Genomic DNA, 20,691 nt, shown 5'->3' on the forward strand with positions numbered 1-20,691 from the left:
ATATGAAGGAAGAATTTACAGGCCAGGCCCTGGCGCTGGGGAAAAACATTGACACGGACCAGATTTATCCGGGCCGTTACCTGGCTCTCACCAATCCCGAGGAAATCGGCAGCCATTGCCTGGAAGGCGTGGATGAAGAAATTGCCGGACATTTTCCAAAGGGCGGAATGATAGTGGCAGGCACTAATTTTGGATGCGGCTCCAGCAGGGAGCATGCAGCCATTGCCCTCATTCATATGGGGGCAGGGGCAGTGGTGGCTGAATCCTTTGCAAGGATTTTTTACCGGAATGCCATTAATCTGGGACTTCCCCTGCTGGTGTGCAAGGGCATCGGGGGAAAGGTGGAAAGCGGCCAGAACCTGAAACTCAACATGAGGACAGGAGAACTTACAAACCTGGATACCGGGGAAATGTTCCAGTGTGAGAAAATCGGGGAATACGCAATGTCCATTCTGGAAGCAGGAGGCATAAAGCCCCTGTTTATCAGGCGGATGAAAGAGGAGGGCCATGACAGCTGAACGTTATATCAGGCAGTACACGGAAGAGTTTATGAAACTGGACCGGAGGTTCTGGAACTATGAGGACGGCTGCGTCCTTACGGCTCTGGAGGCCATGTACAAGGCCACCGGCAGGAAACGCTATGCCCAGGCAGTCAGGATATTTCTGGACCGGTACATATGCAGCGACGGCAGGATAAAGTGGTATGACAGTGAGGAATACAGTCTGGATAAGATACCGTCTGGCCGCGCCCTGCTCTTTCTGTACCGTGAGACAGGAGAGGAAAAGTACCGTCTGGCAGCAAAGCAGCTGATGGAACAGCTGCGGCATCAGCCCAGGACAGAATCCGGCAGCTTCTGGCATAAGAAGATATATCCGCGTCAAATCTGGCTGGACGGCCTTTATATGGCAGCACCCTTTTATCTTCAGTATGAAATGGAGCTGGGAGACAGAAGGAACTGCGGCGACGTCATGAAACAGTTTGAAAATGCCAGGCGGTTTCTGTACGATGAAGGGACCGGCCTGTACATCCATGCATACGATGAAGGAAAATGCCAGTTCTGGGCAGACCCTGAGACGGGAAGGTCCCCTAATTTCTGGTCAAGGGCAGAGGGATGGTATCTGATGGCCCTGGCAGACTGCTGTTCCATATTGCCTGAAGGGACGAAAGAATGGAAGTATCTGGCCGGTTTGTGGAAGGAGGCCATGGATGGAATGCTCCGGTACCAGGACCGGGAAACAGGGCTGTTTTTCCAGCTGACGGCTCTGGGAGAGATACCGGGCAATTACCTGGAGACATCCGCTTCCGCCATGGTGGCCTATTCTATCTATAAGGGATATGAGACGGGGGTACTGGACAGGGGGACAGCGGACCGGGCGGACCTTATCATGATGGCCCTGGAGACGGAAAAGCTGAAGGTGAGAGAGGGTATTCTCCACCTGGACGGAACCTGTGCGGGCGCTGGTCTGGGACCGGCCGGCCGGCCGGAGCGGGATGGGAGCATCGGGTATTATCTGGGGGAGCCGGTTGTCTCAGACGAGCAGAAGGGAGCGGCTGCCTTTATGCTGGCTTACAGCCAGTGGATAGCCGGGGGAAGGAATTCCCTGGATACGGAGGAAACGTGTGTGGTAAAAATAAATGATGTGTATGAACTGCGGCACCGGGCAGTGGAGCAGATAGAACTTGGCTACGGAAAAGGTACGGAAAAGGTGGACATACCCAGGGATTCCATTGCCCATATCCTGGTCCCCCATAAAAAGGAGGAAAGCCGCCCTGAGGCGGATATCATTGAACAGGCCCTGGATTCGCCCTTGGGCACAAAGCGGCTTGAAATACTGGCAGCCGGGAAAAAGGATGTGGTCATTGTCACCAGCGACATTACGCGCCCCATGCCGTCCTGGAAGGTTCTTCCCCATGTACTCAAACGGCTGGAAAAGGCCGGGGTCAGCCGCAGCCAGGTGACGGTGGTGTTCGCAGTGGGCACCCACAGGAGACAGACCCAGGAGGAGATGCGGCATCTGGCCGGGGATGATATTTACAATACCTGCAGGTGCATGGATTCGTCCGAATGCAGCTTCATCCATATGGGGGAGACAAAGGCCGGGACGCCGGTGGACATAGCGGACAAGGTGGCGCAGGCTGATTTGAGGATATGTCTGGGCAATATTGAGTACCATTTCTTTGCCGGTTACTCCGGCGGTGCAAAGGCAATCATGCCGGGGGTTTCCACCATGGAGGCCATCCGTAAAAACCACAGCAGGATGATTCATCCCATGGCAAAGGCAGGAACCCTTGCAGGGAATCCGGTGCGGGAGGACCTGGAAGAGGCGGCCGGAATCTGCGGCGTGGATTTCCTGCTGAATGTGGTGCTGGATGAACATAAAAATGTAATCCACGCAGCGGCAGGTGATTTAAAGGAGGCTCACAGGCAGGGATGCAGGTTCCTGGACGGTTTTTACCGGACGGAAATCAATGAGCTGGCAGACATTGTGATTGTCTCCCAGGGCGGGGCGCCGAAGGACCTGAACCTGTATCAGACCCAGAAAGCCCTGGCCAATGCGGAGCAGGCCGTGCGCCCGGGGGGAATCATAATTCTGGCCGGCGCCTGCCCGGAAGGATTGGGAGGAGCTGTGTTTGAGCAGTGGATGCTGGAGGCAGAGGACCTGGACAGCATACTGGAACGCATACAGAAGGATTTCCGGATTGGCGGACACAAGGCTGCCTCCTTTGCCAGGGCGTTAAAGCGGGCCAGGATATTCCTGGTATCGGGAATTGAACCAAAATTGGTCCGCGATATTTTCATGGAGCCCTTTGACCATGTGCAGGAGGCCTATGATGCGGCTGTAAAGGAAATCGGGCCGGGGGCAAGAGTGATTGTGATGCCCTATGGAGGCTCCACTTTGCCGGTACTGGCTGGAAACAGGATGCCGAATTGATGTAAAAGGCTGATGAACGGTCTGAATGAAAGCAGGCAGGGGGATTTGAAACAAAATGCCCTTGCCTGCTTTTGTGTAATCTATCGAAGTTGGGAACGAAATTTCGTATAAAGTATCCATAGGCAAGGAAAAACATATATGATACACTGAGTGAAAGGTATTACCATAATACTAAGATAAGCTGAAGAAAAAAACATGAAAACGGGAAAGAAGATGGAAAGGATGCATGATATGTCATCGATAGCCCCTATCCGTAAAAAAACATTAAGTGACGCCGTGAAGGAGTCACTGCGGAAACTGATATCGGACCAGGCCTTTCATGAGGCAGGAAAGCTGCCGCCGGAGGAGGAACTGGCCAGGCAGCTTGCTGTCAGCCGCATTACCATACGCAAGGCCCTCACAGATTTGGAACAGGAGGGACTGCTTCTGCGTCTTCACGGCAGGGGAACATTTGTGAACCCTGCTGCCAGGCAGGTGAAGGTAAATCTGTCCAGTATGCTGGAATTCGGCTCCGTCATCAGCGGCAACGGCTACCGTCCTGAGTGCAGGCTGGTTTCCGTGGAAGAGGAGAGGATTCCGGCTGCCTATGGGGAACAGCTTGGCGCCGGGAAGGAAGGCCGCGGCATACGGGTGGAAAAGCTTTATATGGCAGACGGCGTTCCCGCCATTGTCAGCATAGGGCGGGTTCCCCTCCGCCTGTTTTCCCAGGTGCCCGGCCGGACAGCCTGGCAGGAACGGTCCAACTTTGAGGTGATTCAGGAATATACCGGGCGTATGGTGGTCCGGGACTGGGTGGAAATCAGCTCCCTGTCAGAGAAGGAGGCCGAAGATATGCTGGGACATCCATGTCCTCTTAATGCAGCTTCCGTGCTGATGATCCAGGCAGTGGGATATGACCGGAACAGCGAGCCCGTTATACACGGCGTGGCTCTCTATGATACCAACCATATCCGTTTCAACCTGCTGCGCCATGCAGAGGGGTGACAGCGCGGGGATTAGGAAGGGACAGGGAGATGGAAAATAGGGAAATGAGGAAAAACATGCCCTATGAAAGGTATTACCATAATATCATATGACTGTAATGGAAGAGGGCCTGCGCATGGACCCCGGCGCAGATTGCGGTATAGTTTAGTTTGTCCTAACGTTAAATCTAATAAATAAAAATACAAAGGAGGAAGCTATGAACACATTGGAAACATTTTTTAAAATCAGGGAGCGGGGCTCCAGCGTGAGGACCGAGGTTCTGGCCGGCATGACGACCTTTGCCACCATGGCCTACATCATTATCCTGCAGCCGGTGAACATGCGGGATACGGGGATGGATACAGTGGGAATCCTGATTGCCACGGCATTGGTTTCAGCTCTTATCACCATGCTGATGGGGGTGGCGGCCAACATGCCCATTGCGCTGGCGCCGGGGATTGCGTCCGGTATCGTGCTGACCTATTCCATCGTGGCGCCGGGGCTGGCTACCTGGCAGGTGGGCCTGGGCATGTCCATGATTTCAGCAATCCTGTTCCTGGTGCTGAGCCTGTTTAAGATACGGGAAAAGATAGTGGAGCTGATACCGAAAAACATTAAGATTGGCATTAGTGCGGGCCTGGGGATTTTCATCATCCGCACGGCCCTGGTTAATTCGGGGCTGGTGAACCCGGACTTCAGAGGATTCGGTGATTTCTCCGCCCCTTCTGTGCTGCTGTCGGCTGTCAGCATTGTCATATGCTTTATCCTGTATTTCCTCCGCGTCAAGACAGGAGGACGGGAGTACAGAATCAGAAGCTCCCTGCTGATTGCCATTATTGTCACCACCGTGGCCGGCATTCCCATGGGAGTGGTCCGGGTACCCTCATCCATCTTTACATCGGGAGGTCTTTCCTCTCTTGGGAATATTGCTTTTAAAGCAGACGTAGCTGGCGCTTTAAGGCCGGAGTACATTGCTTTTGTCCTGGCTTTCTTTGTAAGTGATTTTTTTGGTACGCTGGCCACTGCCCTGGGCCTGGGACAACAGATGGGGATGCTGGATGAAAACGGGAATTTTCCTATTATCGGAAAGATTTTTCTGGTGGACGCCATAGGGTCTGTGGTGGGAACCTGTATGGGAGTGACCGTGGTCACAAGCTATGTGGAAAGCGCCTCCGGTATTGAGGTGGGAGGGAGGACCGGACTGGCCTCTGTGGTTACCGGGGTGTTTTTCCTGCTGGCCGTGTTGTTTGCCCCCCTGTTTTTGATGATACCTGCCGCAGCCACCACACCGGTGCTGCTCATTATCGGATTTGTCATGATGCAGGGGCTTAAATCCATTGATTTTGAAATTGAGGAATGGGTCCCGGTAGGGATGCTGATTATTTCCACTCTGTTTTACGGGATATCCCAGGGCATTGGTATCGGCCTGCTGACTTACTGCTGCGTGAAAAGCGCGTATTACCTGTTTACGGATGAACGGGGAAGGGATAAGCTTCCGTCTCTTTTTACCATTTTGTTTACCCTGCTGACCTGCATCCAGTTCTTTATCTAGTGTTTCCGGCTGTTTGGAGCACTGCCTGTTTCCGAAAGGAGGAAATGATATGAAAATAGCAGCATGGATGGACCGTGGGAAAATGGTCAGGGCAGCCATGGGAAGGATTCCCTGTGACCTGACTGTCTGTAATATACGGCTTGTCAACATGTTTTCCGGGGAGGTTTATCCTGCCCAGGTGGATATACTGGACGGCATCATTGTTCGGGTGCGGACAGAGGGGGAGTGTCCGGCATTGCCCCCGGAGCGGTTTTTTGACGGAGGAGGGCGCTATCTGATTCCCGGTTTTATTGACTCCCACCTCCATGTGGAAAGCACCATGATGATTCCGGAAAATTTTGCAAGGGCCGTGCTTCCCTGGGGAACCACCACCATTGTCATGGACCCCCATGAGATTGCCAACGTAATGGGCATCCAGGGCGTCAGCTTCATGCTGGACAATGCAAAGAAAACCCCTCTGCGCCAGTTTGCCCTGGCACCCTCCTGCGTGCCCTCCGTACCCGGGGTGGAGAACAGCGGGGCTGTGTTTGGCGAGGAGGAAATCGCCCGGCTTCTGGACATGCCGGATGTGCTGGGGATTGCGGAAATCATGAACTATGTGGATGTATGCCAGGGGGACGCAAGGATGAGTCTCATTATTGCCCAGGGCCTGAAGCGGAATCTGTATCTGCAGGGCCATGCGCCCCGTCTGGAGGGAAATGCCCTTGCAGCCTATCTGCTGGCAGGACCGGAAAGTGACCACGAATGCCGCAGCGCCCGGGAGTGCGGGGAGAAAGTCCGCCAGGGCATGCATGTGAATCTTAAGACCAGTTCTCTTTCCAACCATCTGCCGGATGCGCTGGAAGGAATCAGGGAGCATCGCTGGCATGACAGCGTATCCCTGTGCACGGATGATGTCCATGCAGGGGTGATTTACAGCGAAGGCCATCTGAACCGGGTGGTTGGAAAGGCCATAGAATATGGGGCCCATCCATTGGATGCCATCCGTTACGCCAGCTATAACGCTGCCAGGGAGTACGGGTTTGAAGACCTTGGAGCCATTGCTCCGGGGTATGTGGCGGACATGCAGCTGGTGGATGCCCTGGACGGCCAAAGGCCCAGCCATGTATTCTGCCGGGGGCAGCTGGTTGCTGAGAATGGAAGATATCTGGGAAGTCCCTGCGGCGGCGGACTCAGGTTTGCCAATACCATGAAGCTGTCCTGCCTGTCCGGTGCCGGGGATTTCAGGCTGAAAGCGCCTGCTTTGCCGGGGAAGACGCTGGTGGTTTACAGTAAATATGACGGGCCCTTTAATAAAGCCTTCTATGAGTCGCTGCCTGTTGAGGACGGATACATTTCCGTCAGGCACGATTCCGGCCTGGCCATGGCCTGCGTGTGCAACCGGTATGGACTGGACCAGAGAACCATTGTCCCTATCCGGGATTTTGGAATCACGGAAGGCGCCATTGCCACCACCGTGTCCCATGACTGCCATAACCTGACCATGATATACCGGGACCCGGAGGATGCGTGGATTGCGGCAAAGACCTTAAAGGAGAGCGGTGGGGGCATAGCCGTGGTATTGAACGGAAGGGTACTGGCAAGTCTGGCCCTGCCGGTTGGCGGGCTGATGTCTAATCTGCCCATTGAAAGCCTTGCACCGCAGGTGGAGCGGGTGGAGAAGGCAGTGTATGACCTGTGCGCGGGAAAAAGCTCGCTGCTAAAAATGTCCACCTTTGCCCTGGCTGCCCTGCCGGGCGCCATCATGACGGATAGAGGCGTACTGGACGGGGAATCCCAGACATTTATGCCTGTTTTCCTGGCATGAATGCTCCGCTGAGTTTGCACAATCACATGCCGGCCGTTTTAGGTCCGGCTTTTTTCCATGCCATGATACAATCAGCGGTACGGTAAAACAGCGGGCTGAAAAACATCTGTATTTGTACAGATTTTGTATTGATTCCGGGGCTTTCCGATGGTATAGTAGGCTGTCGTGGGATTATGAACGTAAAGCGGGGGTTGAGAGATGATAGAGATGAAAAGGATAAAAAGATTTATTAAGAGGGAGACTGTCCTGAGCGGAGCTTCCATATTGGCGCTTTTGTCTGCCCTGGTCATAAGGCCGGACAGGGAATATGCATCCTATATTGATTACAGCACAATCAGTCTCCTGTTCTGCCTGATGACCGTGATGGCAGGACTTCAAAGCCTGGGCGTGTTTAAGAAAACAGGAGAGCGGCTGCTGGGATATGTAAAAGGGCCGGGGGCTGTGTCGTCCGTGCTGGTATTTCTCTGTTTTTTCTTCAGCATGGCTATTACCAATGATGTGGCGCTGATTACTTTTGTGCCCTTTGCCATCACGGTTCTTAAAATGGCGGGAATGGAGCCGCTGGTGCTGCCCGTGGTGGTGCTTCAGACCATTGCAGCCAACCTGGGCAGCATGCTGACGCCGGTGGGAAATCCACAGAACCTGTATCTGTATTCAAAAGCCGGTTTAAGTGCAGGCCAGTTCCTGAATCTGATGGCCCCCTATACAGCGGCATCCTTTGTAATGCTGGGGCTATGCCTGGCCGTGGTGGGATTGAGAAACAGAATGCCGGGAAAAGAGGCGGACGGCAGGGGACAGGGCCCCATGGTCAGCGGTTTTCCCGGACTTTCCGAGGAAGCAGTGAGTATGGACGGGGCCGGAACGGGGATTCAATTGGGGCGTCTGGGGCTGTATCTGTTCCTCTTTTTGCTATGCCTGGGCTGTGTGGCCCATATTTTTCCCTGGCCGGTCCTGCTGGCTGTTGTAATTGCAGCGGCATGGTTTGCCGACAGGGGCCTGTTTCTGGCAGTGGATTATTCCCTTCTCCTGACCTTCTGCGCCTTTTTCATATTCATCGGCAATATGGGAAGGGTACCGGCTTTCTGCCGGTTCCTGGACCACATTCTGGGAGGCAGGGAAATCATTACCTGTGTGGGGGCCAGCCAGATTATCAGCAATGTGCCTGCCGCACTGCTGCTGTCCGGATTTTCACAGGATTACAGGGCGCTGATTGTGGGAACGAATCTGGGAGGGCTTGGGACCCTCATCGCATCCATGGCCAGCCTTATTTCGTATAAATATATTGCCCGCATGTATCCCATGGAAAAGGGACGGTATCTGGGTTGGTTCACAGGGGTCAGCCTGCTGTTCCTGGCAGTGCTGCTTGTACTGGCTTTGTGGGTTATCCCCTTTTAAAATGGGATTACCGATGCTATACTAAAATCAGAACTGGTAATAGAGCGTGCCGGTGTCAGAAATGATTTTTATGGCACGTCCCGGGCCGGTGAAGCGTGCCGGACAGAAAAGGAGAAGTATTATGGCTGTGATTGCAGGAATCATGGTGCCCCATCCGCCTCTCATCGTGCCGGATGTGGGCAGGGGGCAGGAGGTTCTGATTAAGGAAACCATTGAAGCATACCGGAAGGCTGCCAGGATGGCGTCAGAGCTGGAACCGGAGACCATTGTGGTGATTTCACCTCATGCAGTGATGTATGGGGACTATTTCCATGTATCACCGGGAAAGGGGGCCAGAGGGGATTTCGGGCCGTTTATGGCTCCTCAGGCTTCGGCAAAAGTCATGTATGATGAGGCCTTTGTAAGGGAGCTGGAACAACTCTGTGAGGAGGCGGATTTTCCCATGGGCACAGAGGGGGAGAAGGAGAAGGAGCTGGACCACGGAACGCTGGTTCCCCTGTTTTTTATCAACCAGTATTACAGGGATTATAAGCTGGTGCGTATCGGCGGCTCCGGACTGCCCTTTGCGGACCATTACCGGGCAGGGCAGTATATTGCCAGGGCAGCGGAAAGTCTGGGGCGCAGCGTATTCATTGTGGCCAGCGGGGATTTGTCCCATAAGCTGAGAGGGGACGGGCCTTATGGCTACAGCGTCCAGGGACCGGAATATGATGAGCGGATTATGGACGTCATGGGAAAAGGCGCATTTGGGGAGCTTCTGACATTTCCGGAAGACTTCTGTGAAAAGGCGGGGGAATGCGGCCACCGCAGTTTTACCATGATGGCCGGTGCCATGGATGGAAAGGCGGTTGTGTCCAGGCGTCTGACTTATGAGGGTCCCTTTGGAGTGGGATACGGCATTTGTACGTTCCGTGTAACAGGGGAGGACGAAGGCCGCAGATTCCTGGAAGCATATGAGAGATGCCAGAAGGAAGCGTGTAAAAGACGGCAGATGGCAGAGGACGATTATGTATCCCTTGCCCGCAGGTCACTGGAGTATTATGTATATGAGGGGAGGATGATTCCCTTTGCCGGGACAGAGGCAGGGCTGCCGGAAGAAATGCTCCGGACCAGGGCAGGCGTTTTTGTATCCATCCATAAGGGAGGCGCTTTGCGGGGATGCATTGGGACCATATCGCCGGTATGCAGGAACATTGCCGAAGAAATCATTCAGAATGCGGTGAGCGCAGGTATTCATGACCCCAGGTTCCCGGCTGTCAGGGAAGAAGAGCTGCCCTTATTGGAATACAGTGTGGATGTGCTGGGGGAAACAGAGCCGGTTCAGGGTGAGGACCAGCTGGACCCCAGGCGTTACGGGGTTATTGTCACCAGGGGCAGGAAGCGGGGGCTTCTGCTTCCCAATCTGGAGGGAGTGGACACGGTGAAGGAGCAGGTGTCCATTGCCAAACGCAAGGCGGGAATCCGTGAGGAGGAAACAGGTGTGGAGCTGGAGCGGTTTGAGGTAATCCGCCATGGTGCAAAGTCATGAGGGCTGTGTGCGGGGGATGTATGAACCGGTGCAGCCTGGAAGATGGGCAGACCGGTATCTGCAGGGCCAGGAAGAATACCGGGGGAGCGGTGATTTCTGTTAATTACGGGAAAATTACGTCCATGGCACTGGACCCCATAGAGAAAAAGCCGCTGAAGCGGTTCATGCCTGGTTCAGCCATATTGTCGGTGGGAAGCTTCGGGTGCAATCTGAGGTGTCCTTTCTGCCAGAATCACGAGATATCCATGGCAGGGGAGGCAGACGCCCATGCATTGTCCGTGAGTCCTGAGGAACTGGCGGGAAAGGCCCTGGAGCTGAGAAAAAGGGGGAATATAGGCATTGCCTTTACCTATAACGAACCACTGGTGGGCTGGGAGTATGTCAGGGACACAGGGCGCCTTGTGAGAAATGCAGGGATGAAAAATGTAATTGTCACCAACGGAAGCGTATCGGACCAGGTACTGGATGAAATCCTGCCGGTGGCAGATGCCATGAACATTGATTTAAAAGGTTTTACAGAGCATTATTACAGGAAACTGGGCGGAGACCTTGGGACTGTAAAGCATTTTATAGAGCGTGCCAGCCGTGCATGTCATGTAGAGCTGACCGTCCTTATTGTACCCGGGGAAAATGATTCAGAGAAGGAAATGAGGGAGATGGCGGGTTGGATATCATCCCTGAACTCCGGTATTCCTCTTCATGTCTCCAGGTTTTTCCCGCGCTGGCATATGGATGACAGACCTGCAACAGATGTGGCCAGGGTATATGCCCTGGTGCAGACCGCCAGGGAATATTTAAAGTATGTGTGGCCAGGAAACTGCTGATATAAAGACCCCGGAAACAGTGCGGTACAGATGCATATATTGATAGTAATGGATTTATACAGAATATATGCAGAAGGGGGAACCAAAATGTGGGATGGTAATCAGGAGGATTTCAGGGAGAGGGCCGGATGCTGGTATAAGGAGTGCTGCTGCTGTCCGGGACCTGCGGGACCGGCTGGTCCCAAAGGAGATACCGGCCCTGCTGGCCCAAGGGGTCCCATGGGAGCCCCGGGAATAAGCGGCGCTGCCGGACCTCAGGGCCCGCAGGGAATACCGGGAGAACGGGGCTTAACAGGTCCGCAGGGAGCCGCCGGCCCGCAGGGAAATCCGGGACCTGCCGGACCAAAAGGAGATACAGGCCCTGCCGGACCGAAGGGAGATACCGGTCTGCGCGGCACCATGGGGCCGGAAGGTCCCCGGGGGGAAACCGGTCCTCAGGGGCCGGCCGGTGCAGCCGGGCCCACAGGGGCGCAGGGCCCCATGGGAATTCAGGGGCCCCAGGGAAATCCGGGACCCGCTGGCCCAAAAGGAGATACAGGTCCGCGCGGAGTAATGGGGCCTGAAGGTCCCAGAGGAGAAACCGGTGTGCAGGGACCGGCCGGAGTAACCGGACCAACCGGTCCGCAAGGGCCGGTGGGAATCCAGGGGCCTCAGGGAATCCAGGGAGTCATAGGACCAACAGGCCCCCAGGGCCCGCAGGGACTTCAGGGGAATCCGGGAGCTGTTGGACCCCAGGGAATCCCCGGGGCAGCAGGAATTCAGGGCCCCATGGGAGCAACCGGCCCGCGGGGGATGACCGGTCCGGCGGGAGCGACGGGACCGACAGGAGCCGCAGGCCCGGCGGGAGTGACAGGACCCACGGGAGCCGCAGGCCCGGCGGGAGCGACGGGACCCACGGGAGTTACAGGACCGACAGGAGCCGCAGGCCCGGCGGGAGCCACAGGACCGACAGGAGCCGCAGGCCCGGCGGGAGCCACAGGACCGACAGGAGCCGCAGGCCCGGCGGGGGTCACAGGACCCACGGGAGCCACAGGCCCACAGGGAGTACCGGGACCAGCAGGAGAAAACGGCCAGCCAGGGTCCACAGGACCAGCGGGAGCCACAGGTCCCACAGGAGCCACAGGTCCCACAGGAGTAACCGGGCCAACGGGCCCGGCAGCTGGAGGCGTATTCGCGTCGTTTATCAATTTTGGCGGTTTGTGGAATAATGGTATTCCGATTCCAATGGGAGAAGGGGTGGAAGACACTACCGGGAATATTGTCCTGACTGACGCAACCCACATTACCCTTATGCCAGGATACTACGCCATATCCTATCAGGTGTCTGCCATACTGGTGGACATTAGTTATATGCAGATAACCCCTGCATACAATGGAAGGGCACACCTGGAATACGGTATCTATTTTAAGACGGGAACAGAAAGAACCACTGCGTTCGGGGCAGTATCATTCATCATTGAGGTACCTGAAACCACCACGCTGTCTTTGTATTTTAACAGCCCTACCACCGGCCAGGAAGGGACAGCTACCATGGTGATTTTTAAGCTGGACAGAGATGTTTGAGCAGATGAAAGTGAATAAGGGAAAACAGTTCGGCGTGGAAGCGGGTATACCCTGTTTCCGCGCCTTTTTGTCAATGGAAGAGATGAATGCCGGACTGCAGGAGAATCCTGGCATGATATTGCTGTTTTTGATTATTTTTGCTATACTTTTATGTATTCAGTGATTTGATATCATTACATATGTATGATAACAGGATAAGCGGGGAGGTGCAGGATGGATTTCAGATATGAGACAGTGATTCCCAATGATGATTTGCCCTTTCGGATGTTCATATTTGAGGGAAGGGATGGGAATTACAGGGTCAGCAAGCATTGGCACCAGTCTGTGGAACTGTTTCTTGTGTTGGAGGGAAAGCTGGACTTCTACATCAATTCAAGACAATATACATTGAACCCCAATGATTTTGTCATTGTGAATCCCAATGAAATCCATTCCATTGAGTGTCCCGACCCCAACATTACCATTGTACTCCAGATTCCAATGAAATCCTTTGAAGGATATATGAGTGACGAGTCCTGCATTACCTTTGCGGATAGGGATGAGAACCAGAGGGCCAGGCTTGTGTCCCTGGTCACTGCCATGTACCGCACGTATGAGCAGAGGGGATTCGGCTATCGCCTGAAGGTGAAGAGCCAGTTTATGGAGTTCCTTTATCTGATTGTGACGGAATTCAGGATTGCGCAGATTGATAAGGTCCAGGTACAGCAAAAGCGGCATTTGGACAAGCTGTCCCAGGTGACCCAATACATGAAGGAGAATTATGACAAGGAATTGAGCCTGGAAATGGTTGCATCCAGGTTCGGCTTTACGCCGTCTTATCTTTCACATATGTTCAGGGAATATGCCCAGGTGGGATACCGTACATACCTGATGGACTTAAGGGTGAAGTATGCTATGCGGGAACTGTTGAATTCAGACCGTTATGTGGGGGACATTGCCCTGGACCACGGGTTTGCGGACGCAAGGGCATTTGCCAAAGCCTTTAAAAAGCGGTATGGCTGCCTGCCCAGTCAGTACCGGAAGCAGATGAACCGGAAGCAGATGAACCAGAAACAGGCGAACCCATAAAAATCGCAAAAAAGTGCTGTTAGTTCGTAAAATAACAGCACGTTTTTTTTGTCCGTTTATATTATAATAAATACCAGAGAAAACAGGCCGGTGCACATGGAGAAACGCACGGCCCGATACAAGGAGGTATGAACATGGGGATGACAGTCAAAAAGGTGACGGATTCGGCATTTAAAGCCTATGGAAGGGTCATCACAGGTTATGATTTCAGCGGTCTGCTAAAGGCAATGGAACAAACGCCTTTACCTGAGGACGTTATTTACATACCCTCACTGCCTGAGATGGAGGCCCTGCCTGCGGCAAAGGAGCTGGGAAATGGAATCTACGGCCAGATGCCCATCCAGATAGGATGCTGCAACGGACATAACAAGAAACTGAATGCAGTGGAATATCACCGGGATTCAGAAGTGGACATTGCTGTGGACGACCTGATTCTGATATTGGGAAAACAGCAGGATATTGAGGAGGACCACACATACGACACATCCAGAATGGAGGCATTTCTGGTTCCGGCAGGAACCGCTGTGGAGGTATATGCAACCACCCTGCACTATGCACCCTGCCATGTAAAGGATGAGGGCTTCCGATGTGTAATTGTCCTTCCGAAAGACACCAACCTGGACATGGAGCCGGTGGAAGTAAAGGACCCTGAGGACAGGCTTTTATTTGCCAGGAACAAGTGGCTCATCGGACATGCAGAGGGCGGGCTGCCGGAGGGAGCGTTTATCGGCCTAAAGGGTGAGAACCTGAGCGTGTGATGCAGATAACAGAACACAATTTTCAGATGCAGACAATAAAATCAATCATGTATGAGGAGGATAATACAATGAACAATACACCAGAAGTAAAAATCGGAATCGTGGCAGTGAGCAGGGACTGTTTCCCGGAGTCTCTTTCTGTCAACAGAAGAAAAGCATTAGTGGAAGCCTACAAGGCTAAATATGACGCAGCAGAAATTTATGAATGTCCGGTATGCATCGTGGAGAGCGAGATACATATGATGCAGGCATTGGAGGACATCAAGAAGGCAGGCTGCAACGCCCTGTGCGTATACCTGGGCAATTTTGGCCCTGAGATATCAGAAACCCTGCTGGCAAAGCATTTTGACGGACCTAAGATGTTCGTGGCAGCGGCTGAGGAGTCCGGCGATAATCTGTGCCAGGGCCGCGGCGATGCATACTGCGGTATGCTCAATGCCAGCTATAATCTGGCGCTGCGCAACATCAAGGCATATATTCCGGAGTATCCGGTAGGGGATGCAGAGGACCTCGCGGATATGATTCATGAATTTGTGCCCATTGCCCGTGCAGTGGCTGCATTAGGCGAGCTCAAAATCATCAGCTTCGGTCCAAGGCCGCTGAATTTCCTGGCCTGCAATGCGCCAATCAAGCAGCTTTACAACCTGGGCGTGGAGATTGAGGAGAATTCCGAGCTGGATTTGTTCGAGGCATTTAACAAGCATGCAGGAGATGAGCGTATTCCAGGTATTGTGAAGGAGATGGAGGAAGAGCTGGGAGCAGGCAATAAAAAGCCTGAGATACTTTCCAAGCTGGCCCAGTATGAGCTGACCTTAAAGGATTGGGTGGAAGAGCACAAGGGCTACCGCAAGTATGTGGCTATTGCCGGAAAATGCTGGCCCGCATTCCAGACACAGTTTGGTTTCGTGCCCTGCTATGTGAACAGCCGTCTGACATCACAGGGAATCCCGGTGTCCTGCGAGGTGGATATCTACGGAGCCCTCAGCGAATACATCGGTACAGTTATCAGCCAGGATACAGTTACTCTTCTGGACATCAACAACACGGTTCCCAAGGATATGTATGAGGCTGATATCAAGGGCAAATATGATTACACGCTTAAGGATACATTCATGGGCTTCCACTGCGGTAACACAGCTTCCGGAAAGCTGTCTTTCTGTGAGATGAAATACCAGATGATTATGGCCAGGGCTCTTCCAATCGAAGTGACCCAGGGAACCCTGGAAGGAGATATAAAACCGGGCAGCATTACCTTCTACCGTCTCCAGAGCACAGCAGACAACAAGCTGAGAGCTTACATTGCACAGGGAGAGGTGCTTCCGGTTGCAACCCGTTCCTTTGGCTCCATCGGCGTGTTCGCTATCCCGGAGATGGGACGCTTCTACCGCCATGTGCTCATCGAGAAGAACTATCCGCATCACGGAGCAGTTGCTTTTGGAAACTACGGCAAGGCATTATTTGAGGTATTTAAGTATATTGGCGTGGATGTGGAGGAAATCGGCTACAACCAGCCAAAGAGCGTAAGATATAAGACAGAGAATCCATTTGCATAAAAATGCAGGGAGGGAAAGATATGCTTTACATAGGAGTGGACCTGGGAACCTCAGCAGTAAAATTATTATTAATGGATGGAAGCGGACGAATCCACAAGGTGGTTTCACGGGAGTACCCCCTGTATTTCCCCCATCCTGCATGGTCGGAGCAGAACCCGGAGGACTGGTTCGCAGCCTCCGTGGACGGCATGAAGGAGCTGACTTCGGAGTGCGATAAATCACAGGTGGCAGGTATCAGTTTCGGAGGCCAGATGCACGGCCTTGTGACGCTGGATGCGGCGGATGAAGTCATCCGCCCGGCCATCCTCTGGAATGACGGACGGTCCGAGAAGGAGACAGATTACCTGAACCAGACCATTGGCAAGGATAAGCTGTCCGCTTACACGGCCAATATTGCATTTACCGGCTTTACAGCCCCAAAGATTCTGTGGATGAAGAAGAATGAACCGGAGAACTTTGCCCGTATATGTAAAATTATGCTTCCCAAGGATTATCTGGCTTACAGGCTGTCAGGCAGTTTCTGTACGGATTACTCCGATGCCTCCGGCATGCTGCTTCTGGATGTGGCCCATAAGTGCTGGTCTGATGAGATGATGGAGCTGTGCGGTATCACCAGGGAACAGCTTCCGGATTTGTATGAGAGCTATCAGGTGGTGGGAAATCTGAAGGCAGAACTGGCAGAAGAGCTGGGATTTTCACAGAACGTGAAAATTATTGCCGGAGCAGGAGACAATGCGGCTGCTGCCGTAGGCACCGGAACCGTTGGGGAGGGATGCTGCAATATTTCCCTGGGAACCAGCGGAACCATCTTTATTTCCAGCGAAAGCTTTAAGGTGGACTGCAACAATGCACTTCATTCCTTTGACCATGCAGACGGGCATTTCCATCTCATGGGATGTATGTTAAGCGCTGCCTCCTGTAATAAGTGGTGGATGGAGGAAATCCTTAAGACAAAGGAATTCTCCAGGGAGCAGGAGGGAATCGTGAAACTGGGAGAGAACCATGTGTTCTATCTGCCCTATCTCATGGGAGAGCGTTCTCCTCATAACGACCCAAGGGCCAGGGCATGTTTCATCGGCATGACCATGGATACCAGCAGAGAGGAGATGACCCAGGCCGTATTGGAAGGCGTGGTATTCGGACTCAGGGATTCTCTGGAGGTGGCAAGAAGTTTAGGCATCCGAATCGACCGAACCAAAATCTGCGGCGGGGGAGCAAAGAGCCCTCTGTGGAAGAAGATGGTGGCCAACATCATGAATGTGAAGGTGGATGTGGTTGAAAACGAGGAAGGCCCTGCCCTGGGAGGCGCCATACTGGCAGCCGTGGGCTGCGGGGAGTATCCGGACGTGAAGACCGCAGCGGACAGCATTGTAAAAGTCATAGAGACCATTGAGCCGGATGCTGAACTGGCCGGAAAGTATGAAAAGCAGTACGGCAAGTTCAGGCAGATGTATCCTGCACTTAAGACGGTATTCCAGAATCTGGAAGAATAATACAAACAGGGAGCCGGATGATTCAGGCCCCATTGCATGGCAGTTGGATGCAGCGGGGCCCTGGAAGTCAGGCTCCTTTTTTTTCTGTGACGGTGCTCATTGTGCTGAGTATGGGCAATGTGATAGGGGGTCAAGCCTGTACGGTTTCGGTTTGTGCTGCTTTAGGATAAGCGGCATATCATAGGCATGCATTGTTTAAATGGTATGCTGATTCATCATTCACCAGGATTTCATCCTGTGCCGTCTGGCAAGAAGCAATTATCTGATTTTCCACCCGGTTTTGGGCAGTGAATCCAAGCATGAAACTATAATATAAAAGAAATCAGGATACTATTGTATGGGGAAGTAAAAACTTTTATAATGGAGATAGGTTCTTATATGGCGCCTGAGAAGGAGGCTGTATGAAAGAAACGATGCGTGCTTTCCTGTTGGGAGAGTACAGGCCGGAAGAGGACTGGGATGCCAGGTGAGAAGTTTTCGCTTTCTCCGGAGGAGGCAAAGGCAAAGATGGAGAAATACTGGAAAACACCGTGATTTGTTTTATGCCCTCCTGTATTCGTAGAGGCGGGAGGGCATGAATAGGGCCGGAACTTTTAGTGGACAGGGCATAAGCCTATCATTTTACCGGCCCTGTCTCATTTTCTTTCTGACGCCGGAAGGCGTATCCCCGAACTGTTCTCCAAACATCCTGCGGAATAATTTATAATTGGTGAAGCCATGGCGTTCCAGAATATCACGGACAGAATCCTCCGTGGTAATCAGGTCGCGGTAAATATAGGACAGGCGAAGTTCATTCTGGTATTCCAGGAAGGTAACGCCCATACATTTTTTGAAAAAACGGCAGAAGTATCCCGGCTGTAAAAAGGCCACCCGGGCGATTTCACTGGTGGTGATGGGACGGTTGTAATGCCTGGCCGTGTAGGTCAGTACCGGGTCCAGACGGCTTAAATCTTTGTTTTTCTGATTCACATCCGGTTTTAATACCTGTACACTGAAATTGTGGTACAGCTGGAACAATAATTCAAAGAGCAGGCTGTTAAAACGCAGCAAAAAGCCTTCCGGCCGTATGTCGTTGGCAATCTGCATCTGGGTCAGGGTGTCCTTCATCCGGTCCAGTTTGGTCCTCATGATTGGGTCCTGGGTTTCGGGGTTCCACAGAAAAAGGAGCTGGCTTACCTCAGGTATATAGGTTTCCATGAACTCCATGGGAATCTGCAGCACAATGGCCCGGTTGGGATGGGTACATTTGGTGGAGTGTATGACATTGGAATTAATAAGGATGCATTGACCGGCCGGGAGATTTCGGCTCATCCTCTCCGCTGTTACCTCCAGTTCACCTTCAAGCATATAAATAATTTCCACTGCCCTGTGCCAATGGCTGGGTACATAACTGCCCGGGTCCACAGAGGTGAAGAAACGTACCTTTGTGGCCTCGGGTACCTGAATAATTTCATACAATATATTTTCTTTTGCTTCCGTCATATTCATCCCCCTCTTTCATTATTGTATCATTCCTGCAGTCATCCCACAAGAAGAGAAAATCGACCTATTATATGGGAAGTATCAGTCCTGTTCCCCCCACGAATCCTGTGATACTATATATTATGAAAGAAATACCCGGGGAACAGATTCCATGCGCATGGAAACAGGGACAGATGGAGATTACGGCTTACCGTATCTCTATCCGGCCGGACAGGAAGGGCAGGAGACTGGGGACGGACCCAATGGGGGATTGACGGATTCTCCATGGATAAGGATAAAATCCGCCTTATGGCAGTCCCTGCCATCCATCCACAATGGCAGGGCCATTTTATAAAAACAAAGAGAGGAATCAAGGGATGAATAGGGAAGGTAAATTAACGCTGGGGAAATTGGCGGAACGTTTTTCATATGGCTGCGGAGATTTCGGATGCAATATCATTTATACGGCCATGTCGGCATTTCTGTTGTTTTATTATACGGATTATGCGGGGGTCAGTGCCTTTGCAGTCGGAAGCATTATGATGGTCTCAAGATTTTTTGACGGTATCAGCGACATCATCATGGGCGTGATTGTGGACAGGACAAAATCCAGGTTCGGAAAGGCCAGGCCCTGGCTGCTGCGCATGTGCATACCCTTTGCCATATCCGGCATCCTGTTGTTCTCAGTGCCGGTTTCCTGGTCTTCTGCGCCTAAACTGGTGTATGTGTTTATTACATATAACCTGGTGTCCACGGTCATTTATACGGCCATCAATGTGCCGTATTCCGCGCTGAACGCATTGATGACCCAGGACCCATACGAGAGGTCTGTGCTGAGCATTTTCAGAAATCTGCTGGCAACAGCAGGCACACTGACCATCAACACATTTACACTGCCTCTTGTGGAGTATTTCGGAAATACGCCTTCTGCCTGGACTAAAACATTCATGGTGTTCGGCCTTCTGTCCGTGGCGGCATTCCTGATTAATTTCCTGGGCACCAGGGAGCGGGTGAAGCCTGCTGTCCGTGAGGAGGGGGAGGAGCCGGTGCAGAATGTGCCTTTTGCAGAAGGAATCAAGGCCCTGTTCAGGAATAAGTACTGGCTCATGATGACAGGAATGCTGGCATTGTTTTTCCTGATGTATTCCGTAAACGGCGGTTCCACTGTCTTTTATGCTAAGGATGTACTGGGCAATAAGGATTTAGTGGCACTGATAAACGGTATTTTCAATGTGGTGCAGATTGCAGGCATGTTCTTTATCGCCATGCTGGTAAAACGGCTGGGAAAGCGCAATGTGTTTTCGGTGGGCCTGATACTGGATATTATCGGCATGCTGGTGCTCAATTTCTCCGGCGGAGCCATGGGACTTATCATTGTATCCAGCATCATCCGGGGACTGGGCAATGCCTGCGGCGGGGCCACTATGTGGGCCATGGTATCAGATACCATTGACTACGGGGAATGGAAGACAGGATACCGCACCGAGGGGCTGGTCAACAGCGCCTGCAGCTTTGGATATAAGATTGGAAATGGAATTGGTTCCGCCCTCTTGGGATGGATACTGGAGTTGGGAGGTTATGTGGGCCAGGCAGCTGCCCAGTCTGCTTCCTCCCTTGCATCCATTAAAATTTGTTTTGTGTGGATTCCCATTGGGATTTATGCGGCAGGACTGGTCATTATGAGTTTCTATCATCTGGATGCTGAGTTTTCAGGCATCATAGCTGATTTGAAGAGCCGGAATGGAAAATAGGATACCATGCAGGTTTATCCTGTAAGGAGAGCATCTGAAGG

Annotated in this window: 16 protein-coding genes; 15 read left to right on the plus strand and 1 reads right to left on the minus strand. The window is 52.6% G+C overall.

The features are described from left to right. The first annotated feature begins 2 nt into the window (after positions 1-2). The 13 genes from I2H39_RS22835 to xylB all read left to right on the plus strand — a co-directional run bounded on the left by I2H39_RS22835 (position 3) and on the right by xylB (position 17,438). Positions 3-518: a 3-isopropylmalate dehydratase small subunit gene (locus I2H39_RS22835; protein ID WP_138311525.1), complete on the plus strand. Its 516-nt coding sequence runs from the start codon at positions 3-5 to the stop codon at positions 516-518. After that, positions 508-2,934, plus strand: coding sequence for a nickel-dependent lactate racemase (gene larA / locus I2H39_RS22840; RefSeq protein WP_195627609.1), 2,427 nt, complete (start codon positions 508-510; stop codon positions 2,932-2,934). The genes I2H39_RS22835 and larA overlap by 11 nt, the downstream gene beginning before the upstream one ends. A 231-nt stretch (positions 2,935-3,165) precedes the next feature. Continuing rightward, complete coding sequence (locus I2H39_RS22845; protein WP_138311523.1) at positions 3,166-3,918, plus strand: GntR family transcriptional regulator; 753 nt, start codon at positions 3,166-3,168, stop codon at positions 3,916-3,918. Between the two features lie 196 nt (positions 3,919-4,114). Continuing rightward, positions 4,115-5,449, plus strand: coding sequence for an NCS2 family permease (locus tag I2H39_RS22850; protein WP_195627610.1), 1,335 nt, complete (start codon positions 4,115-4,117; stop codon positions 5,447-5,449). Positions 5,450-5,498: 49 nt separating this feature from the next. Next, positions 5,499-7,256, plus strand: coding sequence for an adenine deaminase C-terminal domain-containing protein (locus I2H39_RS22855; protein ID WP_195627611.1), 1,758 nt, complete (start codon positions 5,499-5,501; stop codon positions 7,254-7,256). A gap of 207 nt (positions 7,257-7,463) precedes the next feature. After that, positions 7,464-8,651, plus strand: a complete 1,188-nt coding sequence (locus tag I2H39_RS22860; RefSeq protein ID WP_195627630.1) for an SLC13 family permease — start codon at positions 7,464-7,466, stop codon at positions 8,649-8,651. A 121-nt stretch (positions 8,652-8,772) separates the two neighbouring features. After that, the gene (amrA, locus tag I2H39_RS22865; RefSeq protein ID WP_195627612.1) at positions 8,773-10,179 is read left to right on the plus strand and encodes an AmmeMemoRadiSam system protein A; all 1,407 of its coding nucleotides are present in this window, start codon (positions 8,773-8,775) and stop codon (positions 10,177-10,179) included. Further along, positions 10,176-11,003, plus strand: coding sequence for an AmmeMemoRadiSam system radical SAM enzyme (gene amrS / locus I2H39_RS22870; protein WP_195627613.1), 828 nt, complete (start codon positions 10,176-10,178; stop codon positions 11,001-11,003). The genes amrA and amrS overlap by 4 nt, the downstream gene beginning before the upstream one ends. An 87-nt stretch (positions 11,004-11,090) precedes the next feature. Then, on the plus strand, positions 11,091-12,566 hold the full coding sequence (locus I2H39_RS22875) for a collagen-like protein (RefSeq protein WP_195627614.1): 1,476 nt from the start codon (positions 11,091-11,093) through the stop codon (positions 12,564-12,566). 213 nt (positions 12,567-12,779) lie between these two features. Beyond that, the gene (locus I2H39_RS22880) at positions 12,780-13,634 is read left to right on the plus strand and encodes an AraC family transcriptional regulator (protein ID WP_195627615.1); all 855 of its coding nucleotides are present in this window, start codon (positions 12,780-12,782) and stop codon (positions 13,632-13,634) included. Between the two features lie 140 nt (positions 13,635-13,774). Beyond that, positions 13,775-14,392 carry a DUF4867 family protein gene (locus tag I2H39_RS22885; RefSeq protein WP_347563904.1) on the plus strand — a complete coding sequence of 206 codons (618 nt, stop codon included), beginning with the start codon at positions 13,775-13,777 and terminating at the stop codon, positions 14,390-14,392. Between the two features lie 68 nt (positions 14,393-14,460). Then, positions 14,461-15,945 carry an L-fucose/L-arabinose isomerase family protein gene (locus I2H39_RS22890; RefSeq protein ID WP_138311515.1) on the plus strand — a complete coding sequence of 495 codons (1,485 nt, stop codon included), beginning with the start codon at positions 14,461-14,463 and terminating at the stop codon, positions 15,943-15,945. A gap of 20 nt (positions 15,946-15,965) precedes the next feature. Continuing rightward, positions 15,966-17,438, plus strand: a complete 1,473-nt coding sequence (gene xylB / locus I2H39_RS22895; RefSeq protein WP_195627616.1) for a xylulokinase — start codon at positions 15,966-15,968, stop codon at positions 17,436-17,438. A gap of 621 nt (positions 17,439-18,059) precedes the next feature. Here xylB and I2H39_RS22900 read toward each other — a convergent pair. Then, complete coding sequence (locus tag I2H39_RS22900; RefSeq protein ID WP_195627617.1) at positions 18,060-18,920, minus strand: AraC family transcriptional regulator; 861 nt, start codon at positions 18,918-18,920, stop codon at positions 18,060-18,062. Positions 18,921-19,027: 107 nt separating this feature from the next. On the opposite strand from I2H39_RS22900, the gene I2H39_RS28945 reads away from it, so the two are divergent. Together I2H39_RS28945 and I2H39_RS22905 are read left to right on the plus strand one after the other, a co-directional pair. After that, positions 19,028-19,174 (plus strand): hypothetical protein, encoded by a 147-nt coding sequence (locus tag I2H39_RS28945; RefSeq protein ID WP_207739809.1) that lies wholly within the window; start codon positions 19,028-19,030, stop codon positions 19,172-19,174. Positions 19,175-19,276: 102 nt separating this feature from the next. Continuing rightward, positions 19,277-20,650 carry an MFS transporter gene (locus I2H39_RS22905; protein WP_195627618.1) on the plus strand — a complete coding sequence of 458 codons (1,374 nt, stop codon included), beginning with the start codon at positions 19,277-19,279 and terminating at the stop codon, positions 20,648-20,650. Positions 20,651-20,691: the final 41 nt, after the last annotated feature.

The sequence above is a fragment of the Clostridium sp. 1001283B150225_161107_B6 genome (assembly GCF_015556325.1).
In the GTDB taxonomy this organism is placed as follows: domain Bacteria; phylum Bacillota; class Clostridia; order Lachnospirales; family Lachnospiraceae; genus Enterocloster.